At 70.9% G+C, this 21,980-nt stretch carries 23 protein-coding genes; 17 read left to right on the top strand and 6 right to left on the bottom strand.

The genetic code is table 11. From position 1 onward, the window contains the following. Positions 1-16 precede the first annotated feature (16 nt). The 5 genes from LL648_RS14720 to LL648_RS14700 all read right to left on the bottom strand — a co-directional run bounded on the left by LL648_RS14720 (position 17) and on the right by LL648_RS14700 (position 4,404). A complete protein-coding gene (locus LL648_RS14720; protein ID WP_232663080.1) occupies positions 17-1,657 on the bottom strand; it encodes a glycoside hydrolase family 13 protein in 1,641 nt (546 codons plus the stop codon). 79 nt (positions 1,658-1,736) lie between these two features. Next, a complete protein-coding gene (locus LL648_RS14715; RefSeq protein ID WP_232663079.1) occupies positions 1,737-2,750 on the bottom strand; it encodes a LacI family DNA-binding transcriptional regulator in 1,014 nt (337 codons plus the stop codon). Positions 2,751-2,937: 187 nt separating this feature from the next. Beyond that, entirely contained in the window at positions 2,938-3,234 is a 297-nt protein-coding gene (locus LL648_RS14710; RefSeq protein WP_232663078.1) for a hypothetical protein, read from the bottom strand. 1 nt (position 3,235) lies between these two features. Beyond that, a complete protein-coding gene (locus LL648_RS14705) occupies positions 3,236-3,853 on the bottom strand; it encodes an Asp23/Gls24 family envelope stress response protein (RefSeq protein WP_232663077.1) in 618 nt (205 codons plus the stop codon). Next, complete coding sequence (locus LL648_RS14700) at positions 3,844-4,404, bottom strand: RNA polymerase sigma factor (RefSeq protein WP_232663076.1); 561 nt, start codon at positions 4,402-4,404, stop codon at positions 3,844-3,846. Before LL648_RS14700 ends, LL648_RS14705 begins: the two co-directional genes overlap by 10 nt. A gap of 96 nt (positions 4,405-4,500) precedes the next feature. On the opposite strand from LL648_RS14700, the gene LL648_RS14695 reads away from it, so the two are divergent. From LL648_RS14695 to LL648_RS14660, 8 genes are all read left to right on the top strand, one after another. Then, positions 4,501-4,842 (top strand): hypothetical protein, encoded by a 342-nt coding sequence (locus tag LL648_RS14695; protein WP_232663075.1) that lies wholly within the window; start codon positions 4,501-4,503, stop codon positions 4,840-4,842. 158 nt (positions 4,843-5,000) lie between these two features. After that, a complete protein-coding gene (gene tig / locus LL648_RS14690; protein WP_232663074.1) occupies positions 5,001-6,491 on the top strand; it encodes a trigger factor in 1,491 nt (496 codons plus the stop codon). Between the two features lie 147 nt (positions 6,492-6,638). After that, the gene (locus tag LL648_RS14685; protein WP_232663113.1) at positions 6,639-7,256 is read left to right on the top strand and encodes a ClpP family protease; all 618 of its coding nucleotides are present in this window, start codon (positions 6,639-6,641) and stop codon (positions 7,254-7,256) included. A 5-nt stretch (positions 7,257-7,261) separates the two neighbouring features. After that, positions 7,262-7,894: an ATP-dependent Clp protease proteolytic subunit gene (locus LL648_RS14680; protein WP_232663073.1), complete on the top strand. Its 633-nt coding sequence runs from the start codon at positions 7,262-7,264 to the stop codon at positions 7,892-7,894. A gap of 198 nt (positions 7,895-8,092) precedes the next feature. Further along, positions 8,093-9,373: an ATP-dependent Clp protease ATP-binding subunit ClpX gene (gene clpX / locus LL648_RS14675; RefSeq protein WP_232663072.1), complete on the top strand. Its 1,281-nt coding sequence runs from the start codon at positions 8,093-8,095 to the stop codon at positions 9,371-9,373. 156 nt (positions 9,374-9,529) lie between these two features. Continuing rightward, complete coding sequence (locus LL648_RS14670) at positions 9,530-10,909, top strand: OFA family MFS transporter (RefSeq protein WP_232663071.1); 1,380 nt, start codon at positions 9,530-9,532, stop codon at positions 10,907-10,909. Further along, the gene (locus LL648_RS14665; protein ID WP_232663116.1) at positions 10,906-11,046 is read left to right on the top strand and encodes an MFS transporter small subunit; all 141 of its coding nucleotides are present in this window, start codon (positions 10,906-10,908) and stop codon (positions 11,044-11,046) included. Before LL648_RS14670 ends, LL648_RS14665 begins: the two co-directional genes overlap by 4 nt. 26 nt (positions 11,047-11,072) lie before the next feature. Then, positions 11,073-11,339: a DUF6457 domain-containing protein gene (locus LL648_RS14660; protein ID WP_232663070.1), complete on the top strand. Its 267-nt coding sequence runs from the start codon at positions 11,073-11,075 to the stop codon at positions 11,337-11,339. Between the two features lie 80 nt (positions 11,340-11,419). Here LL648_RS14660 and LL648_RS14655 read toward each other — a convergent pair whose 3' ends face one another. Then, positions 11,420-11,842 carry a PPOX class F420-dependent oxidoreductase gene (locus tag LL648_RS14655; RefSeq protein WP_232663069.1) on the bottom strand — a complete coding sequence of 141 codons (423 nt, stop codon included), beginning with the start codon at positions 11,840-11,842 and terminating at the stop codon, positions 11,420-11,422. A 68-nt stretch (positions 11,843-11,910) separates the two neighbouring features. Between LL648_RS14655 and LL648_RS14650 the strand changes: the two genes are divergently transcribed. The 9 genes from LL648_RS14650 to LL648_RS14610 all read left to right on the top strand — a co-directional run bounded on the left by LL648_RS14650 (position 11,911) and on the right by LL648_RS14610 (position 21,968). Continuing rightward, entirely contained in the window at positions 11,911-13,104 is a 1,194-nt protein-coding gene (locus tag LL648_RS14650) for a Cmx/CmrA family chloramphenicol efflux MFS transporter (RefSeq protein WP_232663068.1), read from the top strand. Positions 13,105-13,137: 33 nt separating this feature from the next. Beyond that, a complete protein-coding gene (locus LL648_RS14645; protein WP_232663067.1) occupies positions 13,138-13,812 on the top strand; it encodes a hypothetical protein in 675 nt (224 codons plus the stop codon). A gap of 227 nt (positions 13,813-14,039) precedes the next feature. Next, a complete protein-coding gene (locus LL648_RS14640; RefSeq protein WP_232663066.1) occupies positions 14,040-16,661 on the top strand; it encodes a valine--tRNA ligase in 2,622 nt (873 codons plus the stop codon). Next, the gene (locus LL648_RS14635) at positions 16,658-18,130 is read left to right on the top strand and encodes a bifunctional folylpolyglutamate synthase/dihydrofolate synthase (protein ID WP_232663065.1); all 1,473 of its coding nucleotides are present in this window, start codon (positions 16,658-16,660) and stop codon (positions 18,128-18,130) included. Before LL648_RS14640 ends, LL648_RS14635 begins: the two co-directional genes overlap by 4 nt. After that, a complete protein-coding gene (locus tag LL648_RS14630; RefSeq protein ID WP_232663064.1) occupies positions 18,130-18,534 on the top strand; it encodes a DUF4233 domain-containing protein in 405 nt (134 codons plus the stop codon). The genes LL648_RS14635 and LL648_RS14630 overlap by 1 nt, the downstream gene beginning before the upstream one ends. A 79-nt stretch (positions 18,535-18,613) precedes the next feature. Further along, positions 18,614-19,168: a DM13 domain-containing protein gene (locus LL648_RS14625; RefSeq protein WP_232663063.1), complete on the top strand. Its 555-nt coding sequence runs from the start codon at positions 18,614-18,616 to the stop codon at positions 19,166-19,168. 21 nt (positions 19,169-19,189) lie between these two features. Beyond that, positions 19,190-19,600 (top strand): nucleoside-diphosphate kinase, encoded by a 411-nt coding sequence (gene ndk, locus LL648_RS14620; RefSeq protein ID WP_232663062.1) that lies wholly within the window; start codon positions 19,190-19,192, stop codon positions 19,598-19,600. 102 nt (positions 19,601-19,702) lie between these two features. Further along, the gene (locus LL648_RS14615; RefSeq protein ID WP_255685336.1) at positions 19,703-20,446 is read left to right on the top strand and encodes a GntR family transcriptional regulator; all 744 of its coding nucleotides are present in this window, start codon (positions 19,703-19,705) and stop codon (positions 20,444-20,446) included. Between the two features lie 100 nt (positions 20,447-20,546). Beyond that, positions 20,547-21,968, top strand: coding sequence for an extracellular solute-binding protein (locus tag LL648_RS14610; RefSeq protein WP_232663061.1), 1,422 nt, complete (start codon positions 20,547-20,549; stop codon positions 21,966-21,968). The last annotated feature ends 12 nt before the right edge of the window (positions 21,969-21,980 follow it).

Below are 21,980 nucleotides of genomic sequence, written 5' to 3'. Positions count from 1 at the left end.
CCCGTGCCCTTGTCGATCACTGGTCGATGCCGGTGCGCAGCCACGCGGCCGCGTCGGCGGGTAGTGCTCCGTCCTGGAGCGGGGTGCTGACCAGCAGCACCGCCGTGTGCGGCGGGAGCGGCACGGGCTGCGCCGACAGGTTCACGACGCAGCGGAACGCACTGCCGCGGTCGAACGCGAGCACGCCGGCCGCCGACGGCAGCCAGCTCATGCCCTCGACGCCGTTCAGCTCGGCCCGGCGGATCCGCAGCGCGGCCCGGTAGAGCGCGAGCATCGAGCGCGGGTCGCCGACCTGCGCCTCGACGGTCAGCTCTGCCCAGTCCGCGGGTTGCGGCAGCCACGTGGGGGCGGTGGCGTCCGCCGGGCCGAAGCCGAACGGCGGCGCGTCGCCCGACCACGGCAGCGGCACCCGGCAGCCCTCCCGCCCGGGGTCCACACCCCCGGAGCGCAGGAACATCGGGTCGCGACGCAGGTCGTCGTCGAGCCCTTCGTGCTCGGGCAGCCCCAGCTCGTCGCCCTGGTAGAGGTAGAGCGAGCCGGGCAGCGCCGCGGTCAGCAGCGCGGCGGCGCGGGCTCGGCGCGTGCCCAGCGCGAGGTCGGTCGGAGTGCCGGCGCGCTTCGCCGTGAACGCGAAGCTCGAGTCGGCGCGGCCGTAGCGGGTGACCGGCCGGGTGACGTCGTGGTTGGAGAGCACCCAGGTGGCCGGCGCGCCGACGGGGGCGTGCGCGGCGAGCGTCGCATCGATGGAGGCGCGCAGCTGCTCGGCGTCCCACGGACGGGCGAGGAAGTCGAAGTTGAACGCGGTGTGCAGCTCGTCGGGGCGCAGGTAGCGGACGAACCGCTCGACGTCGGGCAGCCAGATCTCGCCGACCAGGATCCGTTCGCCGGGGTAGGAGTCGGCGACCGCGCGCCAGCCGCGGTAGATGTCGTGCAGGTCGTCGCGGTCGACGGCGGGGTGCTCGCCGGGGCCGGGCTCGGCCGGCACCTCGGGCAGCGCGGGGTCCTTGACCAGCAGCGCCGCCGAGTCGATCCGCACGCCGGCGACACCGCGGTCGAACCAGAACCGCAGCACGTCCTCGTGCTCGCGCCGGACGTCCGGGTGGCTCCAGTTGAGGTCGGGCTGGTCGGCGCTGAACAGGTGCAGGTACCACTCGCCGGGGGTGCCGTCGGCGTTCTTCGTCCTGGTCCAGGTGTCGCCGCCGAACTCCGAGCGCCAGCGCGTCGGCATCTCCGTGCCGCCGTCGCCGCGGCCGGGGCGGAACCAGAAACGGGCACGCTCGGGGGAGCCCGGCGCCGCGGCGAGCGCGGCCTGGAACCACGGGTGCTGCGCCGAGACGTGGTTCGGCACGACGTCGACGATCGTGCGGATGCCGCGGGTGAGCGCCTCCGTGATGAGCCGCTCGGCATCGGCGAGAGTGCCGAAGGCCGGGTCGATGGCGCGGTAGTCGGCGACGTCGTAGCCGCCGTCGGCCATCGGCGAGGCGTACCAGGGCGTGCACCAGATCGCGTCGACGCCGAGCTCGACGAGGTGGTCGAGCCGTGAGAGCACGCCGGCGAGATCACCCGTCCCGTCGCCGTCGGCGTCGGCGAAGCTGCGCGGGTAGACCTCGTAGATCACGGCGTCGCGCCACCACTGCCGATCCGACTGCTCGCCCATGCCACCCCGTCCGCGTCACCCGAATTGGTGGCGCGGACGCTATCTGTATCGAACAGAACTCTGCAAGGTTCTGACAGAACTAAGTCGGAACCGTGACAGGCGCGGTCGAGGAACGGACGACGAGCTCGGGCTCGTACAGCAGCTCGGCGGTGCGGACCTTGCTCCCCTCGACCTGGTGGACGAGCAGGTCGACCGCCGCCTTGCCCATCGCCTCGATCGGCTGCCGGATCGTCGTCAGCGCCGGATCGACGCAGGTCATCAGCATCGAGTCGTCGTAGCCGATGATCGAGACGTCGCGTGGGACGTGCAGACCGCGGCGGCGCGCCGCGCGGATCGCGCCCAGGGCGAGCGGGTCGCTCGCGCAGATCACGCCGGTCACACCGTGCTCGAGCAGGCGCATCATCGACGCCTGCCCGCTCTCCAACGAGAACATCGCGTTGTCGATCAACTCGGGGTCGACGGCGCGCCCGACCCGCGCGGACGCGGCAGCGAAACCGGCCAGCTTGCGCTGCGACGGGACGTGGTCGGGCGGGCCGAGCAGCAGCCCGATCCGCTCGTGGCCCAGTGCCGTGAGGTGCCCGAACGCCTGCTCGACCGCGGCGCCGTCGTCGCAGGCGACCTGCGGGTGACCCAGCCCCTCGACCGCCGCGTTGACCAGCACCGTCGGCAGCTTGCGCTGCAGCAGCAGCCGGTAGTGGTCGTGCTGGGCGTCGGCCTCCGTGTACTGGCCGCCCGCGAAGATCACCCCGGAGACCTGCTGCTGGAGCAAGAGGTCGACGTAGGCCGCCTCGCTCGCGAGTCCGGTCGAGCTGGTGCAGAGCACCGCCGTGAGGCCCTGCTGCGCGAGCGCACCGCCGATGACCTCGGCGAGCGCCGGGAAGATCGGGTTCTGCAGCTCGGGGACGACCAGGCCGACCAGCCTCGCCCGCTCACCGCGCAGCCGCGTGGGGCGCTCGTAACCGAGCACGTCGAGCGCGGTCAGGACCGCCTCCCGGGTCGCCTCGGAGACACCGGGCTTGCCGTTCAGCACGCGACTGACCGTCGCCTCGCTCACCCCGACCTTCTCGGCCACCACCGCCAACCGTCGTGTCATGGCTGCAACCGTAGCGCATGATTGCGCAAGAACTTGCGTCGGCTTGCGGGGGCTTTCTCGACGTGTCACGGGAGGGATGCCAGGAAAGCCACTTTCCTGTCCTGAGGTGCCAGGAAAGCCACTTTCCTGGCACCGCCGTGACCGCCCCCGGGTGCGCCGGGGAAGCGGTCGCGTCGAGGCCCGAGGCTCAGTCCGTCAGCACGTCCGCGATCGTCACCGTCACGACCGCCGCGAGGCCGGTGACGTCAGCGATCTCGTTCGTCACCTCGCGCTGCACGGCGACGGCGAGGTCGCGGCAGTTGTGCCCGAGCCGCGTGACGAGCGTGAGCGCGACCTCGGCGGCGCCGCCCTGCACCGTCGCGCCGACCCCGCCGGGGCGCAGCGCGACGACGCCGGGGACGAGCCGGGCGCGGTGTGCCGCGACGGACGCGACGGCGGGCGCCTCGACGTGCAGCCGGACGGCAGGGTCGGTCGGGCCGGTCATCTCAGGCATCCCCTTCGCCGAACACGTCCACGACGGTGACGTCGACCGCGCCCACCGGCAGCCCGAGCGCCTGCGTCCCGGCGGCGATCACCATGCGCCGCACCCTGGCCGCGACCGCGCGCATGTCGACGCCGTAGAGAGCGGAGACGGTCATCGCCACGGTCGTCCCGGCGTCGATCTGCTCGTTCTGCTCCACCTGGCAGCTGCGCGCCCGCACGTCACCCATGCGGTCGACGGCGTCACGCAGCACGGTGGCCGCCGCCGCGCGGCTCAACCGGACCGGACCCAGCGGCGACGCCAGCGTGAGCAGCTCGTGCTCGCGCAGGTCGCGCGCCAGCGCCCCGCGCACCTTGTCCATCGCCCGCTCCAGCACGGCCGGCGGTGGCTCGACCGGCGCCGCGGCCATCCGGTGCACCACGGCGTCGAGCCGCATCGCGTCGGCCGCGGTCGCGGTGCAGTACGGGCAGTCGCGCTCGTGCTCGTCGGGCGGTACGCCGGCCTCGGCGCGGTCCCAGACCGTCGCCGCGTCGCGGCCGCAGGGCAGCAGCTCCGGCGCCCCGCCGTCGTCCGACCCGCCATCGTCCGGCCCGGCTGTGCCGGTCGTTTCGTTCACCGCCACGGTCGCATCACCTCCGCCAGCCGCACCCGCGCGCGGTGGATCCGCCCGCGGACCGCATCCTCGCCCGCGCCCGTGATCCGGGCGATCTCGGCGTACCCGAGACCTTCCAGCTCGCGCAGCACCCAGCACACCCGCAGCTCGTCGCCGAGCCCGCGCAATGCCGCCCCGAGCGCCGCCAGCTCGGCGTCGAGCTCGGCGCTGCGCTCCGGCGAGTCGGGGGCCGCACGCACGTCGTCGAGCCTCTCGACGGGCATCGGGCGGTGCTGGCGCAGCATCGCGATGCACCGGTTGCTGACCACCCTGTACATCCAGGTCGCGAACGACGACTCGCCGCGGAACCGCCCGATCCGCCGCCACGCGTCCAGCAGCGACTCCTGCAGCGCGTCCTCGGCCTCCGCCGGGTCGCCCGTGATCCGCACCGCGAGCCGGTAGAGAGCCGCGCGGTGCCGCACGACCAACGCCTCGAAGGCGCGCGCGTCACCTTCCTGCGCGCGCACGACGAGGGTGGCCTCGTCGAACTGGTCGGCTGGCGTGTGGGAAACCGGGGGCACCGGACTCCGATCCCGGATCCTGGGCGAGTGCGCTACCCCGCCACGGTAGCGCCGATGGCGGAGCCCGCCCGAACGGCACACGCGTACTGTTTTGGCGTGCAAGACAGGTCAGCACGGACCGAGGCACTGGCTGCCGCCGTCCTGAGCCATCCCGGCGTCGTGCGGCTGGACGGCGGGCCGTTCGGCACCGTCGCGTCCTACCTGCCCGGCCGGCGCCTGGTCGGCGTGCGGGTCGGTGAGGGCGCCGAGCCGGTCGAGCTCGCGCTCGTCGCCGCGCTGGGCACCCCGCTGCAGCGGCTGGCCGACGAGCTCGGCGCGATCGTGCGCGGCCTGCTCGGGCCGGTCCGCGTCGAGGTCACCGTCACCGACGTCGCACCCCGTGTCGAGCCCGTTGCGACAGCATCCGGTCACGGCGTGATGGGCGGTCCGCAACCCTGAGTTCGCAACCGCCTAGACTCGTGCGGACTGCCAGTCGGCCGACCGATCAGGTCGTGCACCGACATCGCACCTCCGGGGCACCGCACGGAAGGCCCCGAGGCGCGTCCCTGTTGATGTTGGAAGATCGAGCCGTTCCACAGATCGAGGAGTACCCCACCGTGAAGAGCACCGTCGAGCGGCTGAGCCCGACACGGGTCCGGATCAACGTCGAGGTGCCCTTCGACGAGCTCAAGCCGGACTTCGACCGCGCGTACAAGAAGATCGCCCAGCAGGTCCGGGTGCCCGGCTTCCGCCCGGGCAAGGTGCCGGCGCGCATCATCGAGGCCCGCCTCGGCCGCGGCGTCGTGCTGGAAGAGGTCGTCAACGGCGCCGTACCGGCGAAGTACTCCGAGGCCGTCACCGCGGCCGAGAAGGTCACCCCGATCGGGCAGCCCGACATCGAGGTCACCGAGATCGCCGACGGCGACAAGATCGCGTTCACCGCCGAGGTCGACGTCCGGCCCGAGATCACCCTCCCCGAGCTCGACAAGCTCGCGGTGACGGTCGACGACGTCGAGGTCACCGACGAGGACGTCGAGGGCGAGCTGGAGAACCTGCGCGCCCGCTTCGGCACCCTCACCGGGGTCGACCGCGCGGCGGCAAAGGACGACTTCGTCCAGATCGACCTCTCCGCGACCGTCGACGGCGAGGTCGTCGAGGACGCCGCGACCACCGGCTTCTCCTACCAGGTCGGGCAGGGCGGGCTGATCGACGGCATCGACGAGGCCATCGAAGGCCTCTCCGGGGGCGAGTCGAAGACCTTCACCTCGCAGCTCGTCGCCGGCGAGCACGCCGGCAAGGACGCCGAGGTCACCGTCACCGTCACCGCCGTCAAGGAGCGCCAGCTCCCCGAGGCCGACGACGATTTCGCCCAGCTGGCGAGCGAGTTCGACACCCTCGACGAGCTCACCGCCGACCTGCGCGAGCGGATCGGGCGCGTCAAGCGGATGGGCCAGGTCACCGCCGCCCGCGACAAGGTGCTCGACGCGATCATCGACGCCGTCGAGGTGCCGCTGCCGGAGAGCGTCGTCACCGCCGAGGTCGACTCGCGCGTCCACGACGCCGTGCACAGCTTCGACCACGACGAGGAGCGCTTCGCCGAGTTCCTCTCCACGCAGGGCACGACCCGCGAGGAGTTCGACGCCGAGGCGCGCGCCGAGGCCGAGAAGTCCGTGCGCACGCGGCTCGTGCTCGACGCGCTGGCCGACGCCGAGCAGGTCTCGGTGAACGACCAGGAACTCACCGAGCGGATCGTCTTCCAGGCGCAGCAGTACCAGATGCCGCCGGAGGAGTTCGTCCGCCGCATCCAGGAGGCCGGCCAGCTCGGCGCCATCTACGCCGACGTCCGCCGCAGCAAGGCGCTGATCACGGCCGTGCGCGCGGCGACGGTCACCGATGCCTCCGGTGCGCCCGTCGACCTCTCGGAGCTGCTGGGCGACGACGACGAGGCGGCGCCGGAGATCCTCGAGGTGCCGGCACCCGAGACCGACGAGGCTGCCGAGACCGACGAGGCTGCTGAGGCCGGCGAGACGGCGGACGCGGACGAGACGGCCGAGGCCGACGAGAAGGCGGACGAGGCCGACGAGGTCAAGGCGACCAGCGGGAGCTGAGCCCCCGCCACGCCCAGAGCGAACAAGATGGCCGGATCCGGCGGGCGGCCCGTTCGTCCGCGTAGGGTCGAATCAGACAACAGACGCGAGCTGACCAGCAGAAGGCAGGGTGAAGTGACCAAGCAGGACACGCCGGTCGGGGAGGCGATGCGTCGAGGCGGTGCACCCGTCTCGATGACGCTTTCCGACTCGGTCTACGAGCGGCTGTTGCAGCAAAGGATCATCGTGCTCGGCCAGCAGGTCGACTCCGAGATCTCCAACCGGATCGCGGCCCAGATGCTGCTGCTCGCGGCAGAGGACCCGAACGCCGACATCCAGCTCTACATCAACTCGCCCGGCGGCTCGGTGCCCGACGGCATGGCCATCTTCGACACGATGGAGTTCATCCCGTGCGACGTGGCCACCTACGGGATGGGCATGGCGGCCTCGATGGGGCAGTTCCTGCTCTCCGCGGGGACGCCCGGCAAGCGCTACGCGCTGCCGCACTGCCAGATCCTCATGCACCAGCCGTCGGCCGGTGTCGGCGGCACCGAGTCCGACATCACCATCCAGGCGGAGCTGTTCAAGCGCCACAAGCGGGAGATGGCCGAGCTCATCGCCGGCCACACGGGGCAGACCGTCGAGAAGATCATCGCGGACTTCGACCGCGACCGGTGGTTCTCCGCGCAGGAGGCACTGGAGTACGGCTTCGTCGACCACGTCATCTCCCGCGCAGGGCAGCTCCCTGACGCCACTGCTCAGAACGGGAACGGGAGCGCGAAGTGAGTGCCATGGGTAGGTACGACGGGCCGATGCCTAGCGCCCGCTACACGGTGCCCTCGTTCGTCGAGCGCACCAGCTACGGGGTCAAGGAGTCGAACCCGTACAACAAGCTGTTCGAAGAGCGCATCATCTTCCTCGGTGCGCCGATCGACGACACGTCGGCGAACGACGTGATGGCGCAGCTGCTCTGCCTCGAGTCGGCCGACCCCGACCGCGAGATCAGCGTGTACATCAACTCGCCCGGTGGGTCGTTCACGTCGCTGATGGCGATCTACGACACGATGCAGTTCATCCGCCCCGACATCCAGACCGTCTGCCTCGGGCAGGCGGCGTCGGCAGCGGCCGTGCTGCTCGCGGCCGGCACCCCCGGGCGCAGGCTCGCGGTGCCGAACGCGCGGATCCTGATCCACCAGCCCGCGGTCGAGAGCATCTACGGGCAGGTGTCCGACCTGGAGATCCAGGCGGCCGAGATCTCCCGCATGCGCAAGCTGCTCGAGGCGACGCTGGCCAAGCACAGCGGTCGCACCGAGGCTCAGGTCCGCGAGGACATCGAGCGCGACAAGATCCTGACGGCCGAGGAGGCCAAGGAGTACGGGATCATCGACGAGATCATCCAGAGCCGCAAGCTCTCCGCGGTCTGATCCACCCGGATCGCATGCTCATCGCAGCAACACGTCGGGGTGTTCCGGCACCCCGACGTGGACCGTCCGCCGACACGTCCAGGAACTCCCGGGTGCTGACGCTCCCCCGAGGACGTGTCGAGCGGGTACCGTCACGAGGACGCTCCTACCGGGCTCGCCGGCCGGGGTCGCGCAGAGAAGGATTTGGGGTCTGCACTCATGGCACGCATCGGTGACGGCGGTGACCTGCTCAAGTGCTCGTTCTGCGGGAAGAGCCAAAAGCAGGTCAAGAAACTGATCGCCGGTCCAGGGGTCTACATCTGCGACGAGTGCATCGATCTCTGCAACGAGATCATCGAGGAAGAGCTCGCGGAGGCGGGTGAGGTCAAGCTCGACGAGCTGCCGAAACCCGCGGAGATCCACGACTTCCTCGACCAGTACGTCGTCGGGCAGAGCCAGACCAAGAAGACGCTGTCGGTGGCTGTCTACAACCACTACAAGCGGATCCAGGCCGGCGACAAGGGCCGCGGCGTCGACGGCGACGGCGTCGAGCTGGCCAAATCGAACATCCTGATGCTCGGCCCCACCGGCTGTGGGAAGACCTATCTAGCGCAGACGCTCGCGAAGCTGCTGAACGTACCGTTCGCCATCGCCGACGCCACAGCGCTCACCGAGGCCGGGTACGTCGGCGAGGACGTCGAGAACATCCTGCTCAAGCTCATCCAGGCGGCCGATTACGACGTCAAGCGGGCCGAGACCGGGATCATCTACATCGACGAGGTCGACAAGATCGCCCGCAAGTCGGAGAACCCGTCCATCACCCGCGACGTCTCGGGCGAGGGCGTGCAGCAGGCGCTGCTGAAGATCCTGGAGGGCACCACGGCGAGCGTGCCGCCCCAGGGCGGTCGCAAGCACCCGCACCAGGAGTTCATCCAGATCGACACCACCAACGTGCTCTTCATCGTGGCCGGCGCGTTCGCTGGCCTCGAGAAGATCATCGGCGATCGGGTGGGCCGTCGTGGGCTCGGCTTCGGCGCGGAGATCCGCTCCAAGAACGACCTGGAGAGCGCGGAGAGCTTCGCCGACACGATGCCGGAGGACCTCATCAAGTTCGGGCTCATCCCCGAGTTCATCGGTCGCCTCCCCGTCGTCGCGTCGGTGACGTCGCTCGACAAGGAAGCCCTTGTCAAGATCCTCACCGAGCCGCGCAACGCGTTGGTGAAGCAGTACCAGAAGCTCTTCGAGATGGACGGTGTCGAGCTCGAGTTCACCGAGGACGCCCTGGAGGCCGTCGCCGACCAGGCGATCCTTCGTGGCACCGGTGCCCGAGGCCTGCGCGCCATCATGGAAGAGGTGCTGCAGCCGGTGATGTACGACATCCCGAGCCGCGACGACGTCGCGAAGGTGGTTGTCACCGAGCAGACGGTGCGCAGCAACGTCAACCCGACGATCGTGCCCCGCACGCCGGCGCGGCGTGCGCGCCAGGAACGTTCCGCCTGAGCGTTTCGTCCCGTTACGCAGAACACCGGCCCGCCGATGACGGCGTGGCCGGTGTTTCTTTTGTCACCCAACTGCGTTCTGCGATCGGTTGCAACGTCACGTATCCCGATCTAGTTTCACGCCCATACTGCTGCACTGTCGCACAGGAGGCGCTCCATGGCGGTCGGGTTCCTGCAACGTGAACGGATCGTCGCGCCGCCTGGCTGGAGCCGCTGGCTGATCCCCCCTGCCGCGCTCTCGATCCACCTCGCGATCGGGCAGGCGTACGCGTGGAGCGTCTTCAAGCCGCCGCTCGAGGCGGGCCTGGAGATCTCCGGCGTGCTCAGCGCCCTCCCGTTCACGCTCGGGATCATCATGCTGGGCCTCTCGGCAGCGGTGTTCGGCACGAAGGTCGACGCCAACGGGCCGCGCTGGGCGATGCTCACGGCCTCGGCGTGCTTCGTGACCGGGTTCCTGATCTCCGCCGTCGGGCTCTACCTCGGCCAGTACTGGCTGGTCATCGTCGGGTACGGGTTCGTGGGCGGCATCGGGCTCGGCATCGGATACATCTCGCCGGTGTCGACGCTGATCAAGTGGTTCCCCGATCGGCCGGGCCTCTCGACCGGCATCGCCATCATGGGCTTCGGCGGTGGCGCGCTGATCGCCTCGCCGCTCACCCAGCAGCTGCTTTCCACGTTCGGCGCGACCGGCGACAACCCGAGCGTCCCCGGCATCGGCAACACGTTCCTGGTGATGGGCCTGATCTACGCCGTGTTCATGTCGGTGGGCTGGCTGCTGATCAGGGTGCCGCCGGAGGGCTGGGCACCGGCCGGCTGGAACGCCTCCGCGGAGAAGGAGCGGCCGCTGGTCAGCTCCGCGCACGTCTCGGCGAGCAACTCGATCAAGACCCCGCAGTTCTGGCTGCTCTGGGTGGTGCTCTGCTTCAACGTGACGGCCGGCATCGGCATCCTGGAGCGGGCCGCGCCGATCTATCGCGACTTCTTCCCCGACGCGACGACGCCGCAGGCGCTCGCGGCGGCTGCCGCCGGGTTCGTCGCGATCCTCTCTCTGGCCAACGCCATCGGTCGGATCCTGTGGTCGTCGACGTCGGACTTCCTCGGCCGCAAGAACATGTACCGGATCTACCTGGGCGTCGGGGCGCTGCTCTACCTGCTGCTCGCGCTCGCCCAGAACGGCAACAAGGTCGTCTTCCTGATCGCCTGCATGGTGATCCTGTCGTTCTACGGCGCCGGGTTCGCGACCGTGCCGGCGTACCTGCGCGACCTGTTCGGGACCTACCAGGTCGGCGCGATCCACGGCCGGCTGCTCACCGCGTGGTCGACGGCCGGGGTGCTCGGCCCGCTGATCGTCAACGCGATCGCGGACGCCCAGATCGCCGCCGGCGTGCAGGGCCCCGGCCGCTACACCATGTCCTTCTACATCATGATCGGCCTGCTGGTGGTCGGGTTCGTGTGCAACGAGCTGATCCGTCCGGTCGACCCGAAGTTCCACGAGCCGGACCGGTCCGGCGCAGCGCAGGCGGGAGCGGCGGCGTGAGCACGAGCGACAGTCCCCAGCAGTGGGGCGCACTGCAGTGGGCCGGCACGGTGCTGCTTTGGCTGTGGGTGCTCGTCCCGTTCGGCTACGGGCTCTACCAGCTGCTGATCAAGATTCCGGCGCTGTTCGGGACGTGAGCGGCTAGGGGCACTAGGGTGCGGCCGTGAGCGGAAGCAATGATGCGCAGGCGCTGTCGGACTGGGTCACCGCTGTGGCCCGCGAGCTGGGACTGGAGGCCGTCGACGGCTCCGTCGTCGACATGGTGCTCGACCTGACCGCCGACGTCGCGCACGGTGTGAGCCGACCCGGCGCGCCCGTCACGGCGTTCCTCGTGGGGCTGGCGGCGGGCAAGGCCGCCGATCCGCTGGTCGCGGCCCGCGACCACGCGGAGGCCGTGAAGGCACTCGCCGACGGCTGGGACCGCAGCTAGGCGCCAACTTCCCCACCGTTTTGCCAACCTGCACACCGTTTCGGGTGTGCAAGTAGGCAAAACGGTGGGGAACTTCCGGGTCAGCCGGTGACGTTCAGGTCGGTGACGACCTTGACCGGGTGCAGGCGGACGACGAGCTCGCCCGGTGCGCCGTTGCGCTTGCCGAACTCCTCGGCGCGGTCCTCGCCCATGTAGCGGGCGGCGATGAGGGTGGCGGTGCGCACCAGCTCGTCCAGGTCCTCCGACGTCGTGACCTCGCACTGCACCTGAACGTAGGCGTAGGGCGGCTCCTGGATGTCGACGCAGAGCGTGAGGCGCGGGTCGCGTGCGATCGCGCGTCCCTTCGCCGTCCTGCTGCCGGTGTTGAAGATCAGGTCGTCGCCGTCGAAGGCGAACCAGACGGGGGCGACGAGCGCCCTGCCGTCGGCCGCGGTGTAGGCGACCTTGCCGGTACGGGTTCCCTCACTCAAGAAGGCGCGGATCTCAGAGGTCAGAATGGCCACCCTCGAACAGTAGGCGGTGTGATCAGAAGCCCCTTCCGGAAACACCCCGCGGAGTGTCTGCTGGGGTGATGGGGGGAACAGCGGTAACGGCAGTGGTGGAGCGCGGGCGGATCCCACGGGTTGTGCCCGTGCTGGCGGTGAGCATCTTCGCGCTCGGTACCAGCGAGTTCATGATCGCCGGACTGCTGCCGGAGTTGGCGCGGGACCTGGCGATCACGATCCCGCAGGCGGGCTACCTGATCTCGGCGTTCGCCGTCGGGATGATCGTCGGCGCGCCCGCGATGGCGGTGCTGACGCTCCGGCTGCCGCGGCGCACCACGCTCGTCGCCGCGCTCACCGTGTTCGCGTTGGGGCACGTCGTCGGAGCGCTGGCGCAGGACTACGCGCTGCTGATGGCGGCCCGGGTGGTCACGGCCGTCGCGACCGGCGCGTTCTGGGCCGTCGCCGCGGTGGTGACGGTGTCGTCGGTCGGGCCGCGCGACCGGGCGCGGGCGTTGTCGGTGCTGCTCGCAGGCCTGACCGTGGCGAACGTCGCCGGCGTTCCCCTCGGCGCGCTGATCGGGCAGCAATGGGGGTGGCGGGCCGCGTTCTGGGCGGTCGGCGCGCTCGCCGTCGCCGGGATCGCGGGTGTGCTGCTCAGCGTGCCGCGGCGGGTGGAGGGCACCGCACCGCCGCGCATCTCCGCCGAGGTCGCGGCGTTCCGCAAGGGCCGGCTGTGGATCGCGTACGCGACGACGGCGGCCTACCAGTCGGCGATGATCGGTGCGTTCAGCTACATCGCGCCGCTGCTGACCGAGGTCACCGGCCTGCCCTCGGAATGGGTGCCGGCGGTGCTGCTCGGCTTCGGGGTGGGTTGCCTCGCCGGTGTGCTCATCGGTGGCTGGCTCGCCGACGCGCATCCGTGGTCGACGCTGTTCGTGGCGCTCGCCGCGGGCGGGTTGCTGTTCGCGCTGATCGCCCTCTTCGCGAGGGTCCCGGCGCTGGTCGTCGGCATGGTCGTGCTGCTGGGAGTGGTCGCGTTCGTTGCGGGCGCGCCGCTGAACGCGCGTGTGTTCACCCTCGCCGGTGCGGCGCCGACGCTGGCCAGTGCCTCCAACACCGCCGCGTTCAACGTCGGCAACACGCTCGGCCCGGCGTTCGGCGGCATCGCGATCAGCGCAGGGCTCGGCTTCACCGCGCCGTCGTGGCTCGGGGTCGGGCTCATCATCGTCGCGATCGCTCTTGGGCTGGTCTCCTGGCAACTGGACCGGCGCGATCCGTAGCGGCGGCGCGCGTGCACGCGGAATCATGAGGGCATGCGGACGGTGTGCGGGCTGGCACGGCTGGTGCAGAGGCTCGTCGGACGCCGAGGCAAACCCGTCGTCGCGGTGGCGGCCGTGCGCCCGCTCGCCGGCGGGCGGCAGCCGCTGCTGACCGACCGGGTCGGCGAGCAGCGCCGCGGCGGGGTGCGGCTCGACCAGGTCGACGGCACCACGTGCGGCAGCGCCGTGCTCGTCGCGCTCTCGGCCTGGGCCGACCCCAACGAGATCGAGCGGCTCGACTCGGCACCGGCCGGCTTCGGGCGCCGGTTCGACGCCCGCCAGAAGCAGGTGCATAAGGAGTCGACACGCTTCTGGCCGCAGGCGCTGGGCACGTCGCCGTGGGGGATGGTCGGCTGGCTGCGCCGCAACGCGCCCGCCGCCGGGCCCTACCGCGTGCGGCTCGTCGACGACATGAACACGCCCGACGTCGACGACGCGCTCGCCGCCGCGGCGAAGGCCCTCACCGTGGGACGCCCCGTGCCGCTGCTCGTCGGCACCTTCGTGCCCCGGCACTACGTGATGGCGCTGGGCCTCGACGGTGAGGCGTGGCGCGTCTACGAACCCACCAGCGGTGAGGTCCGCCGGCTCGACCTCGACGTGGTGCGCCGGCGCAAGCTGGCCGGGGTGCTCGGCTTCGACCGCCTGCACGCCGTCCTCCTCCCCGCCTGACCGGAAACCGCCGGGCCGGACGGATGAGTCGCCACTTCCAGCACGGTGAGTCGCCACTTCCAGCACGGTGAGTCGACAGTTCCGGCACGGAATCAGTAGGGCAGGAAAGCCACTTTCAGGCCCCCACAGGGCAGGAAAGTGGCTTTCCTGCCCTCCCCGGCCCGGCGGCCCGCCCCTGCACGGGACGCGCCGAAAGTCAACGGTGAGCTGCTCGTAGACTTGGACGGGTGACCGACACCCTCTCCCCGCGCACTGCCGACCTCCCCGCCCAGTGGAACCCGGGCGAGGTAGAGGGGCGGCTGTACGAGGGTTGGGTGCAGGCCGGGTACTTCACCGCCGACGTGACGAGCGAGAAGCCGCCCTACTCGATCGTCATCCCACCGCCGAACGTCACGGGCAGCCTGCACATCGGCCACGCGTTCCAGCACACGCTGATGGACGCGCTGTGCCGCCGCCGGCGCATGCAGGGCTACGAGGTGCTGTGGCTGCCGGGCATGGACCACGCGAGCATCGCCGTCCACGCGCTGGTCGAGCGCGCGCTCACCGCGGAGGGCACGAGCCGCCGCGAGCTGGGGCGCGAGAAGTTCGTCGAGCGCACCTGGGAGTGGAAGGCCGAGTACGGCGGCAAGATCCTCGACCAGATGCGCCGCCTCGGCGACGGCGTCGACTGGAGCCGCGAGCGGTTCACGATGGACGAGAAGTCCAACGCGGCCGTCCGCACGATCTTCAAGCGGCTCTACGACGACGGGCTGATCTACCGCGCGGAGCGGATGGTCAACTGGTCGCCGGAGCTGCGCAGCGTGCTGTCCGACGTCGAGGTCGACCACAAGGAGGTCGAGGGCGAGCTCGTCTCCATCCGCTACGGCGACGGCGCGGACGCCGTTGTCGTCGCGACCACGCGGGTCGAGACGATGCTGGGCGACACCGCGGTCGCGGTCCACCCCGACGACGAGCGCTACCGACACCTCGTCGGCAAGGAGATCGAGCTGCCGCTGGTCGGGCGCATGCTGAAGGTCGTCGCCGACGAGCACGTCGACCCGTCCTTCGGCACCGGGGCGGTCAAGGTGACCCCGGCGCACGACCCCAACGACTTCGAGATCGGCCGCCGCCACGGCCTGCCGATGCCGACGATCATGGACGAGACCGGCAAGATCGCCGGCTCGGGCACCGAGTTCGACGGCATGGACCGCTTCGAGGCCCGCGTCAAGGTCCGCGAGGCGCTGGCGGCGCAGGGTCGGATCGTCGCGGAGAAGCGCCCCTACCTGCACAGCGTGGGGCACGCGTCGCGCGGCAAGTTCGAGCCGATCGAGCCGCGCCTCTCGCTGCAGTGGTTCGTGAAGGTCGGGCCGCTCGCGAAGGCCGCGGGCGATGCCGTCCGCAGCGGTGACGTCGTCGTGCACCCGAAAGAGCTCGAGCCGCGCTGGTTCGGGTGGGTCGACAACATGCACGATTGGTGCATCTCGCGCCAGCTGTGGTGGGGCCACCGCATCCCGGTCTGGTACGGGCCCGACGGCGAGCAGCTCTGCCTCGGCCCCGACGAGGAGCCGCCGGCCGGCTGGGCGCAGGACGAGGACGTCCTCGACACCTGGTTCTCGTCGGCCCTCTGGCCGTTCTCGACGCTGGGCTGGCCCGACAAGACCCCCGATCTCGAGCGCTTCTACCCGACATCCGTGCTGCTCACGGGCTACGACATCATCTTCTTCTGGGTCGCCCGGATGATGATGTTCGGGCTCTACGCGATGGACGGCGCACGCCCGTTCGACACGATCGTGCTCACCGGCCTGGTCCGCGACCAGTACGGCAAGAAGATGTCGAAGACGGTCGGCAACACGGTCGACCCGCTGGAGTGGATGGACGCCTACGGCACCGACGCCACCCGTTTCGCGCTGGCCAGGGTCGCGAACCCGGGCACCGACGCACCGATCGGCGAGGACAACGTCGCCGCGGCGCGCAACTTCGGCACGAAGCTCTGGAACGCCACCCGTTTCGCGCTCTCCGCGGGCGCGTCGACCGCGCTGCCGCTGCCGAGCTCGCCGACCGACGCCGACGCGTGGATCCTCGGGCGGTTGCGTGAGGTCGCGGAGCAGAACGACGCGCTGATGGACGACTTCCAGTTCGCGAAGGCGGCCGAAGGGCTCTACCACTTCGCGTGGGACGAGTTCTGCTCCTGGTACATCGAGCTGGCCAAGCCGCAGCTCGCCGACCCCGCGACGGCCGACGGCACCCGCGCGGTGCTCGGGCACGTGCTCGACGCGCTGCTGCGGATGCTGCACCCGACGATGCCGTTCATCACCGAGGCGATGTGGCAGGCGCTCACCGGCGGCGAGTCGATCGTCGTCGCGCCGTGGCCGACCGACGCCGGCAGCCCGGTCGAGGCCGGTGCGGCCCGTCGGATGACCGACTTGCAGAAGCTCGTCACCGAGGTCCGCCGGTTCCGCACCGAGCAGCGGGTGCCCGACCGGAAGGGGGTCGCGTCCCGGATCGTCGGGCTCGACGCCGCCGGGCTCGGCGGGCACGTCGGCGCGATCACCTCGCTGGTGCGGCTGGAGCCGCCGGGCGACGGGTTCTCGCCCACCGCGACGGTCGAGGTCGTGCTGGCGGGCGGCACCGTCCACGTCGAGCTCGACACGTCCGGCGCGATCGACGTCGCGGCCGAGCGCACGCGGCTCGGGCGCGACCTCGCGGCAGCCCAGAAGGAGTTGGAGCAGGCCGCGAAGAAACTCGGCAACCCGAAGTTCGTCGAGAAGGCGCCCGCCGACGTCGTCGACGGCATCCGTGCGCGGTCGGCGGCGGCCTCCGCCGATGTCGAGCGGCTGACGGCACGGCTCGCCGCGCTGCCCGACGCATGAGCGGCCCCGAGGTGGGCCCCGAGGGCGAGGGCGAGATCCCGGCGCCGGAGGATGCGGTGATCTCGCACGTCCTCGACGCGATCCGCGGCTCGGACTCGCCCGACGTCGTGCCGGCGACGTCGACGACGGTGAGCTTCGCGGAGTTCCTGGCCGTCGACGCCGCGCTCGACAAGCGCTGGCCGGAGACGGTGATCGAGCCGTCGCTGGAGCGCATCTCCGCGCTGGTCGACGCGCTGGGTGAACCGCACCGCGGCTACCCGGTCGTGCACCTGACCGGCACCAACGGCAAGACGTCGACCGCGCGGATGGTCGATGCGATCCTCGCCGAGATCGGGCTGCGCACGGGCCGCTACACCAGCCCCCACCTGCAGCGCGCGACCGAGCGGATCAACATCGACAACCGGCCGATCACGCCGGAGCGCTACGTCGAGCTGTACCGCGACGTGATCCCGTTCGTCGAGCTGGTCGACGCGCGCCACGGCACGCTGTCGAAGTTCGAGGTGCTCACGGCGATGGGCTTTGCCGCGTTCGCCGACGCGCCCGTCGAGGCCGGGATCCTCGAAGTGGGGCTGGGCGGGCGCTGGGACGCCACCAACGTCGCCGACGGCACGGTCGCGGTGATCACTCCGATCGGCATCGACCACGTCGAGTACCTCGGCACGGATCTGCTCGGGATCGCCCGGGAGAAGTCGGGGATCATCAAGCCCGGCGCCGTCGCGGTGCTGGCGGCGCAGGACAAGCAGGTGGCCGAGCTGCTGCTGGAGCGCTGCGTCGAGGTCGACGCGCAGGTCGCGCGTGAGGGCGCCGAGTTCGGTGTGCGCGAGCGGGAGATCGCCGTCGGCGGGCAGCGGATCGCGCTGCAGGGGCTCGGCGGCACGATCGACGACATCTTCCTGCCGCTGCACGGCGAGCACCAGGCGAGCAACGCCGCGCTCGCGCTGGCCGCGGCAGAGGCGTTGATCGGCGCCGGTCCGCGCCAGCCCATCGACCCCGATGCGGTCCGCGCGGCCCTGTCGAGCGTCCAGTCGCCGGGACGGCTGGAGCGGCTGGCGGCCGGCCGGGGCGTGCCGACCGTGCTCGCCGATGCTGCGCACAACCCGCACGGCGCCAAGGCCCTCGCCGCCGCGCTGACCACGGAGTTCCGGTTCACCCAGCTCGTCGGGGTGATCTCGGTGATGCGCGAGAAGGACGTCCGGGGCATCCTCGAAGAGCTGGAGCCGGTGCTGCAGGAGGTGGTCGTGACGGCCAACTCCTCGCCGCGGGCGATGGACCCCGACGAGCTCGGCGCGCTGGCGAGCGAGGTGTTCGGCGGTGCGCGGGTGAGCGTCGAGCCCTCCTTCGCGCTCGCCGTCGAGCAGGCCGGTGAGCTGGCCGAGGAGGCGGGGAAGTCCGGGGTGGGCGTGGTGATCACCGGCTCGGTGGTGACCGCGGGCGAGGCCCGCGCGCTCTTCGGGAAGGAACCGGCCTGATGATCGACCCGATGCGCGGGGTCCGCGGTGTGTTCGCCGCGGTGCTCGTGCTGGAGGCGATCGTCGTCCTGCTCGCGCTGCTCGTGCTGCCGAAGTTCGGCGAGGGCGCCACCCCGCTCGGCGTCGGGATCATCAGCGGGCTCGCTCTGCTCATGATCGTCGCGGCTGGAGTGCAGCGCCGGTCGTGGGGGCTGCCGTTCGCGCTGGCGCTACAGGTGGCCGCGATCGCGTGCGGGCTGCTCGTGCCGGCGCTCGGCGTGATGGGTGCGGTGTTCGCGCTGGTCTGGGTCGGCCTGCTACTGATGCGCCGCGATGTCGCACAGAAGATGGAACGCGGTGAGCTGCCGGCGCAGCTCGTCGAGAAGCAGCAGGAGCGCGAGGCGAGCGACCTTCCCGAACAGTAAGGGAAATCGGTGACGGACGTCCGGATACCGTAATCAACCGGATGTACCGGGCAGAGCCGTCGAGCGGCAAAGTGTGCGCATGGCCAGTTTGCTTCGACGCCCCATCGTGCGGGTGCTGCTCATCGTCGGTGTCGTTGCGGTCGTCGTGGGGCTGTTCGTGTTCGAGCCCTGGAAGCTCGTCGTCGACCAGCAGGTCGACGAGGCGGCTCCGGTCGCGACCGCGCCGGCCGCCCCACAGCAGCAGCAGCGGGGCGGGCAGCCGGCCGAGCAGGGGGTGCTCGTGCTCGCGAGCGGCGAGCTGATCAGCCACGAGCACGCGAGCAGCGGCTCCGTCTCGGTGCTGCGGCTGCCCGACGGGTCTCGGGTGCTGCGCCTGGAGAACCTCGACACCAGCAACGGGCCCAAGCTCAAGGTTTGGCTCGCCGACGCGCCCGTGCTTGAAGGCACCGACGGCTGGTACGTCTTCGACGACGGCAAGCACGTCGACCTCGGCGACCTCAAGGGCAACAAGGGCAGCTCCAACTACCCGATCCCGGCCGACGTCGATCTCACCGAGCTGTCGAGCGTCAGTATCTGGTGCGACCGGTTCAGCGTCTCCTTCGCCGCCGCCGCCCTGGCACCGGTCGGCGCCTGACCCGCCGTTACCCTCTGTGGCGTGACTGAACGCACCCTGGTCCTCGTCAAGCCCGACGCCGTCGAGCGCAAGCTGATCGGCGAGGTCGTCTCCCGCATCGAACGCAAGGGGCTCGACATCGTCGCGCTCGACCTGCGCAGCGTCGACCGCGAGCTCGCCGCTCAGCACTACGCAGAGCACGACGGCAAGCCGTTCTTCGAGTCGCTGCTGGAGTTCATCACGTCCGGCAAGGTCATCGCGGCTGTCGTCGAGGGCCCGCGGGCCATCGCGGCGTGGCGTCAGATCGCCGGCGGCACCGACCCCGTCGAGAAGGCGACGCCGGGTTCGATCCGCGGCGACTTCGCACTCGAGACCCAGTTCAACCTCGTGCACGGCTCCGACTCGCCGGAGAGCGCCGAGCGCGAGATCAAGCTCTGGTTCCCGAACCTCTGATCTCGGGTCTGTCGAGAACGACGCCGCACCACCAACGTCGTTCTCGACGGACCACTCGGACAACATGTTGTCAGGACGAAGTGCGTCCGGGATGCTCCGGGCATGAGCACGGTGAGCCCGCGCGTGGTCGTCGACAGGGCGAGTCCTGTGCCGCTCTACTTCCAGGTCGCCCGCCAGCTGGAGCAGGCGATCGAGTCGGGTGAGCTGCCGCCCGGCACCCGTCTCGACAACGAGATCGCGCTCGCCGGCGACCTGGGCCTCTCCCGCCCGACCATGCGCCAGGCGATCCAGTTCCTGGTGGACAAGGGCCTCCTGCAGCGCAAGCGCGGCGTCGGCACGCACGTCGCCCGTCCGCGGGTGCGCCGCCCGCTCGGCCTCACCAGCCTCTACGACGACCTCGCCGGCTCCGGGCAGGCGCCGACGACCCGCGTGCTCTCGCTGGAGCTGCAGGCGGTGAGCGGGCCGGTCGCCGCCGCACTGGAGGTTGCGGACGGCACCGAGGCGTACGTGCTGGAGCGCCTGCGCAGCTCGCGCGGCGAACCGCTCGCGATCATGCGCAACTACGTGCGCGGCGGGCTCGTCGAGCTGAGCGCCGACGTGCTGGAGCGTCGCGGCCTGTACGAGGTGCTGCGCGAGGCGGGTGTGACGCTCGCGGCCGCCCGGCAGAGCATCGGCGCGCGGCGCGCGAGCCCGCCGGAAGCCGCTCTGCTGGAGGAGCGCAAGGGCGCTCCGCTGCTGACGATGCGCCGCACCACCTACGACGGGCACGGCGCCGTCGTGGAGTTCGGCGACCACCTCTACCGCGCCTCGCGGTACTCCTTCGAGCTGGCGCTGACCAGCCATTGACGCGACGTCGAGGCGTGAAGGCAAGACATGGACTTCCTCAGTACGTCATGACATAGTCCCGCCAGGTTCGCTACACACGATCGCCAATGGGGGCGGCTCGATGGCATTCAGCAGAACAGCACGGGTGGCGCTCGCGGTCACGTCGGTCGGGGCGCTGGCGCTTGCCGGGTGTGGTGGCGGCGGGGACGGGGGCACGGCGGCGGGCGACCCGCAGCGCGGCGCCGACGCCAAGACGATCACCCTCACGATCGCCGGGAACGCGGCGCAGGGCGGCAAGAACACCCGCGATGCCGACTGGCTCGTCAACTACGTGATCCCCGAGTTCACGAAGCAGATGGCCGCGGAGGGGGTCACCGCGACCGTCACGTTCCAGCCCTCCGGCGTCGACGACGAGCAGTACAAGACCCAGCAGTCGCTCGACATGCGCAGTGGCGGCGGGGCCGACATCGTCGCGCTCGACGGCATCTGGGTCGGCGAGTTCGCGCAGGCCGGCTACATCAAGCCGCTCGACGAGGTGGTCGGTGCCGCGGCCGGCGAGTGGGACGGCTGGGCGCAGATCCCCGACTCCGTCGAGCAGCTGGGCTCGTTCGAGGGCAAGCGCTACGGCGTGCCGACCGGCACCGACGGGCGCGTGCTCTTCTACAACAAGGACCTCTTCGCGAAGGCCGGACTGCCCGCGCAGTGGCAGCCGGCGAGCTGGCAGGAGGTGCTCGACGCCGGCGCGAAGCTCAAGGCGCTGCCGGGCGTCGACCCGATCCAGATCAACGCCGGCACGGCGATGGGCGAGGCGACCACGATGCAGGGTGTGCTGCCGCTGCTCGCGGGCACCGCAACCCCGCTCAACACCGACGGCAAGTGGTTGGGCGACACCCAGGCCGTGCGCGACGTGCTCGGTTTCTACCAGTCCGTCTACGGCGGCGGGCTCGGCGACCCGCTGCTGCAGCAGGAGGCGAAGGGCCGCGACAAGTCGTTCCAGGAGTTCGCGGCGGGGCAGATCGGCATCCTGCTGGAGAGCGACTACTTCTGGCGCTCGGTGATCGAGCCGACCAAGGGCATCGCGCCGATGGCCGACCGCGACTCCGTCGTCGGCTACGCCAAGATCCCCGCGCAACAGCCGGGCAAGGGCCCGAACGGCCAGAACTTCGTCAGCATGTCCGGCGGTGGCATGAACGCGATCAACCCCGGCACCGACTTCCCGCAGCAGGCGTGGAAGCTCCTGCAGTTCATCATGTCGGCCGATGCGCAGAAGGCGCGGCTCGGCGGCAGCGCGCAGATCACCGCGCGCGACGACGTCAACGCGGAGGTGCTGGCCGCCGACCCGATGCTGAGCTTCGTCTCCAAGGAGGTGCTCCCCATCACCGCCTACCGGCCGGGTCTGGGGGAGTACCCCGAGGTGTCGAAGGCGCTGCAGGAGGCCACCGCGGCCGTCGTCACCGGGGCGGCGCCCGCGGACGCCGCAAAGAAGTACCAGTCGGCCTTGGAGGGTGTGCTCGGTGGCGCTGACGGCATCACCACCGGCTGAACCGGCCGAGGC

The organism is Pseudonocardia sp. TRM90224 (assembly GCF_021245725.1).
In the GTDB taxonomy this organism is placed as follows: Bacteria; Actinomycetota; Actinomycetes; order Mycobacteriales; family Pseudonocardiaceae; genus Pseudonocardia.
Note: the sequence above shows the minus strand (reverse complement) of the source record. Positions and strands in the feature narration are given on the sequence as shown.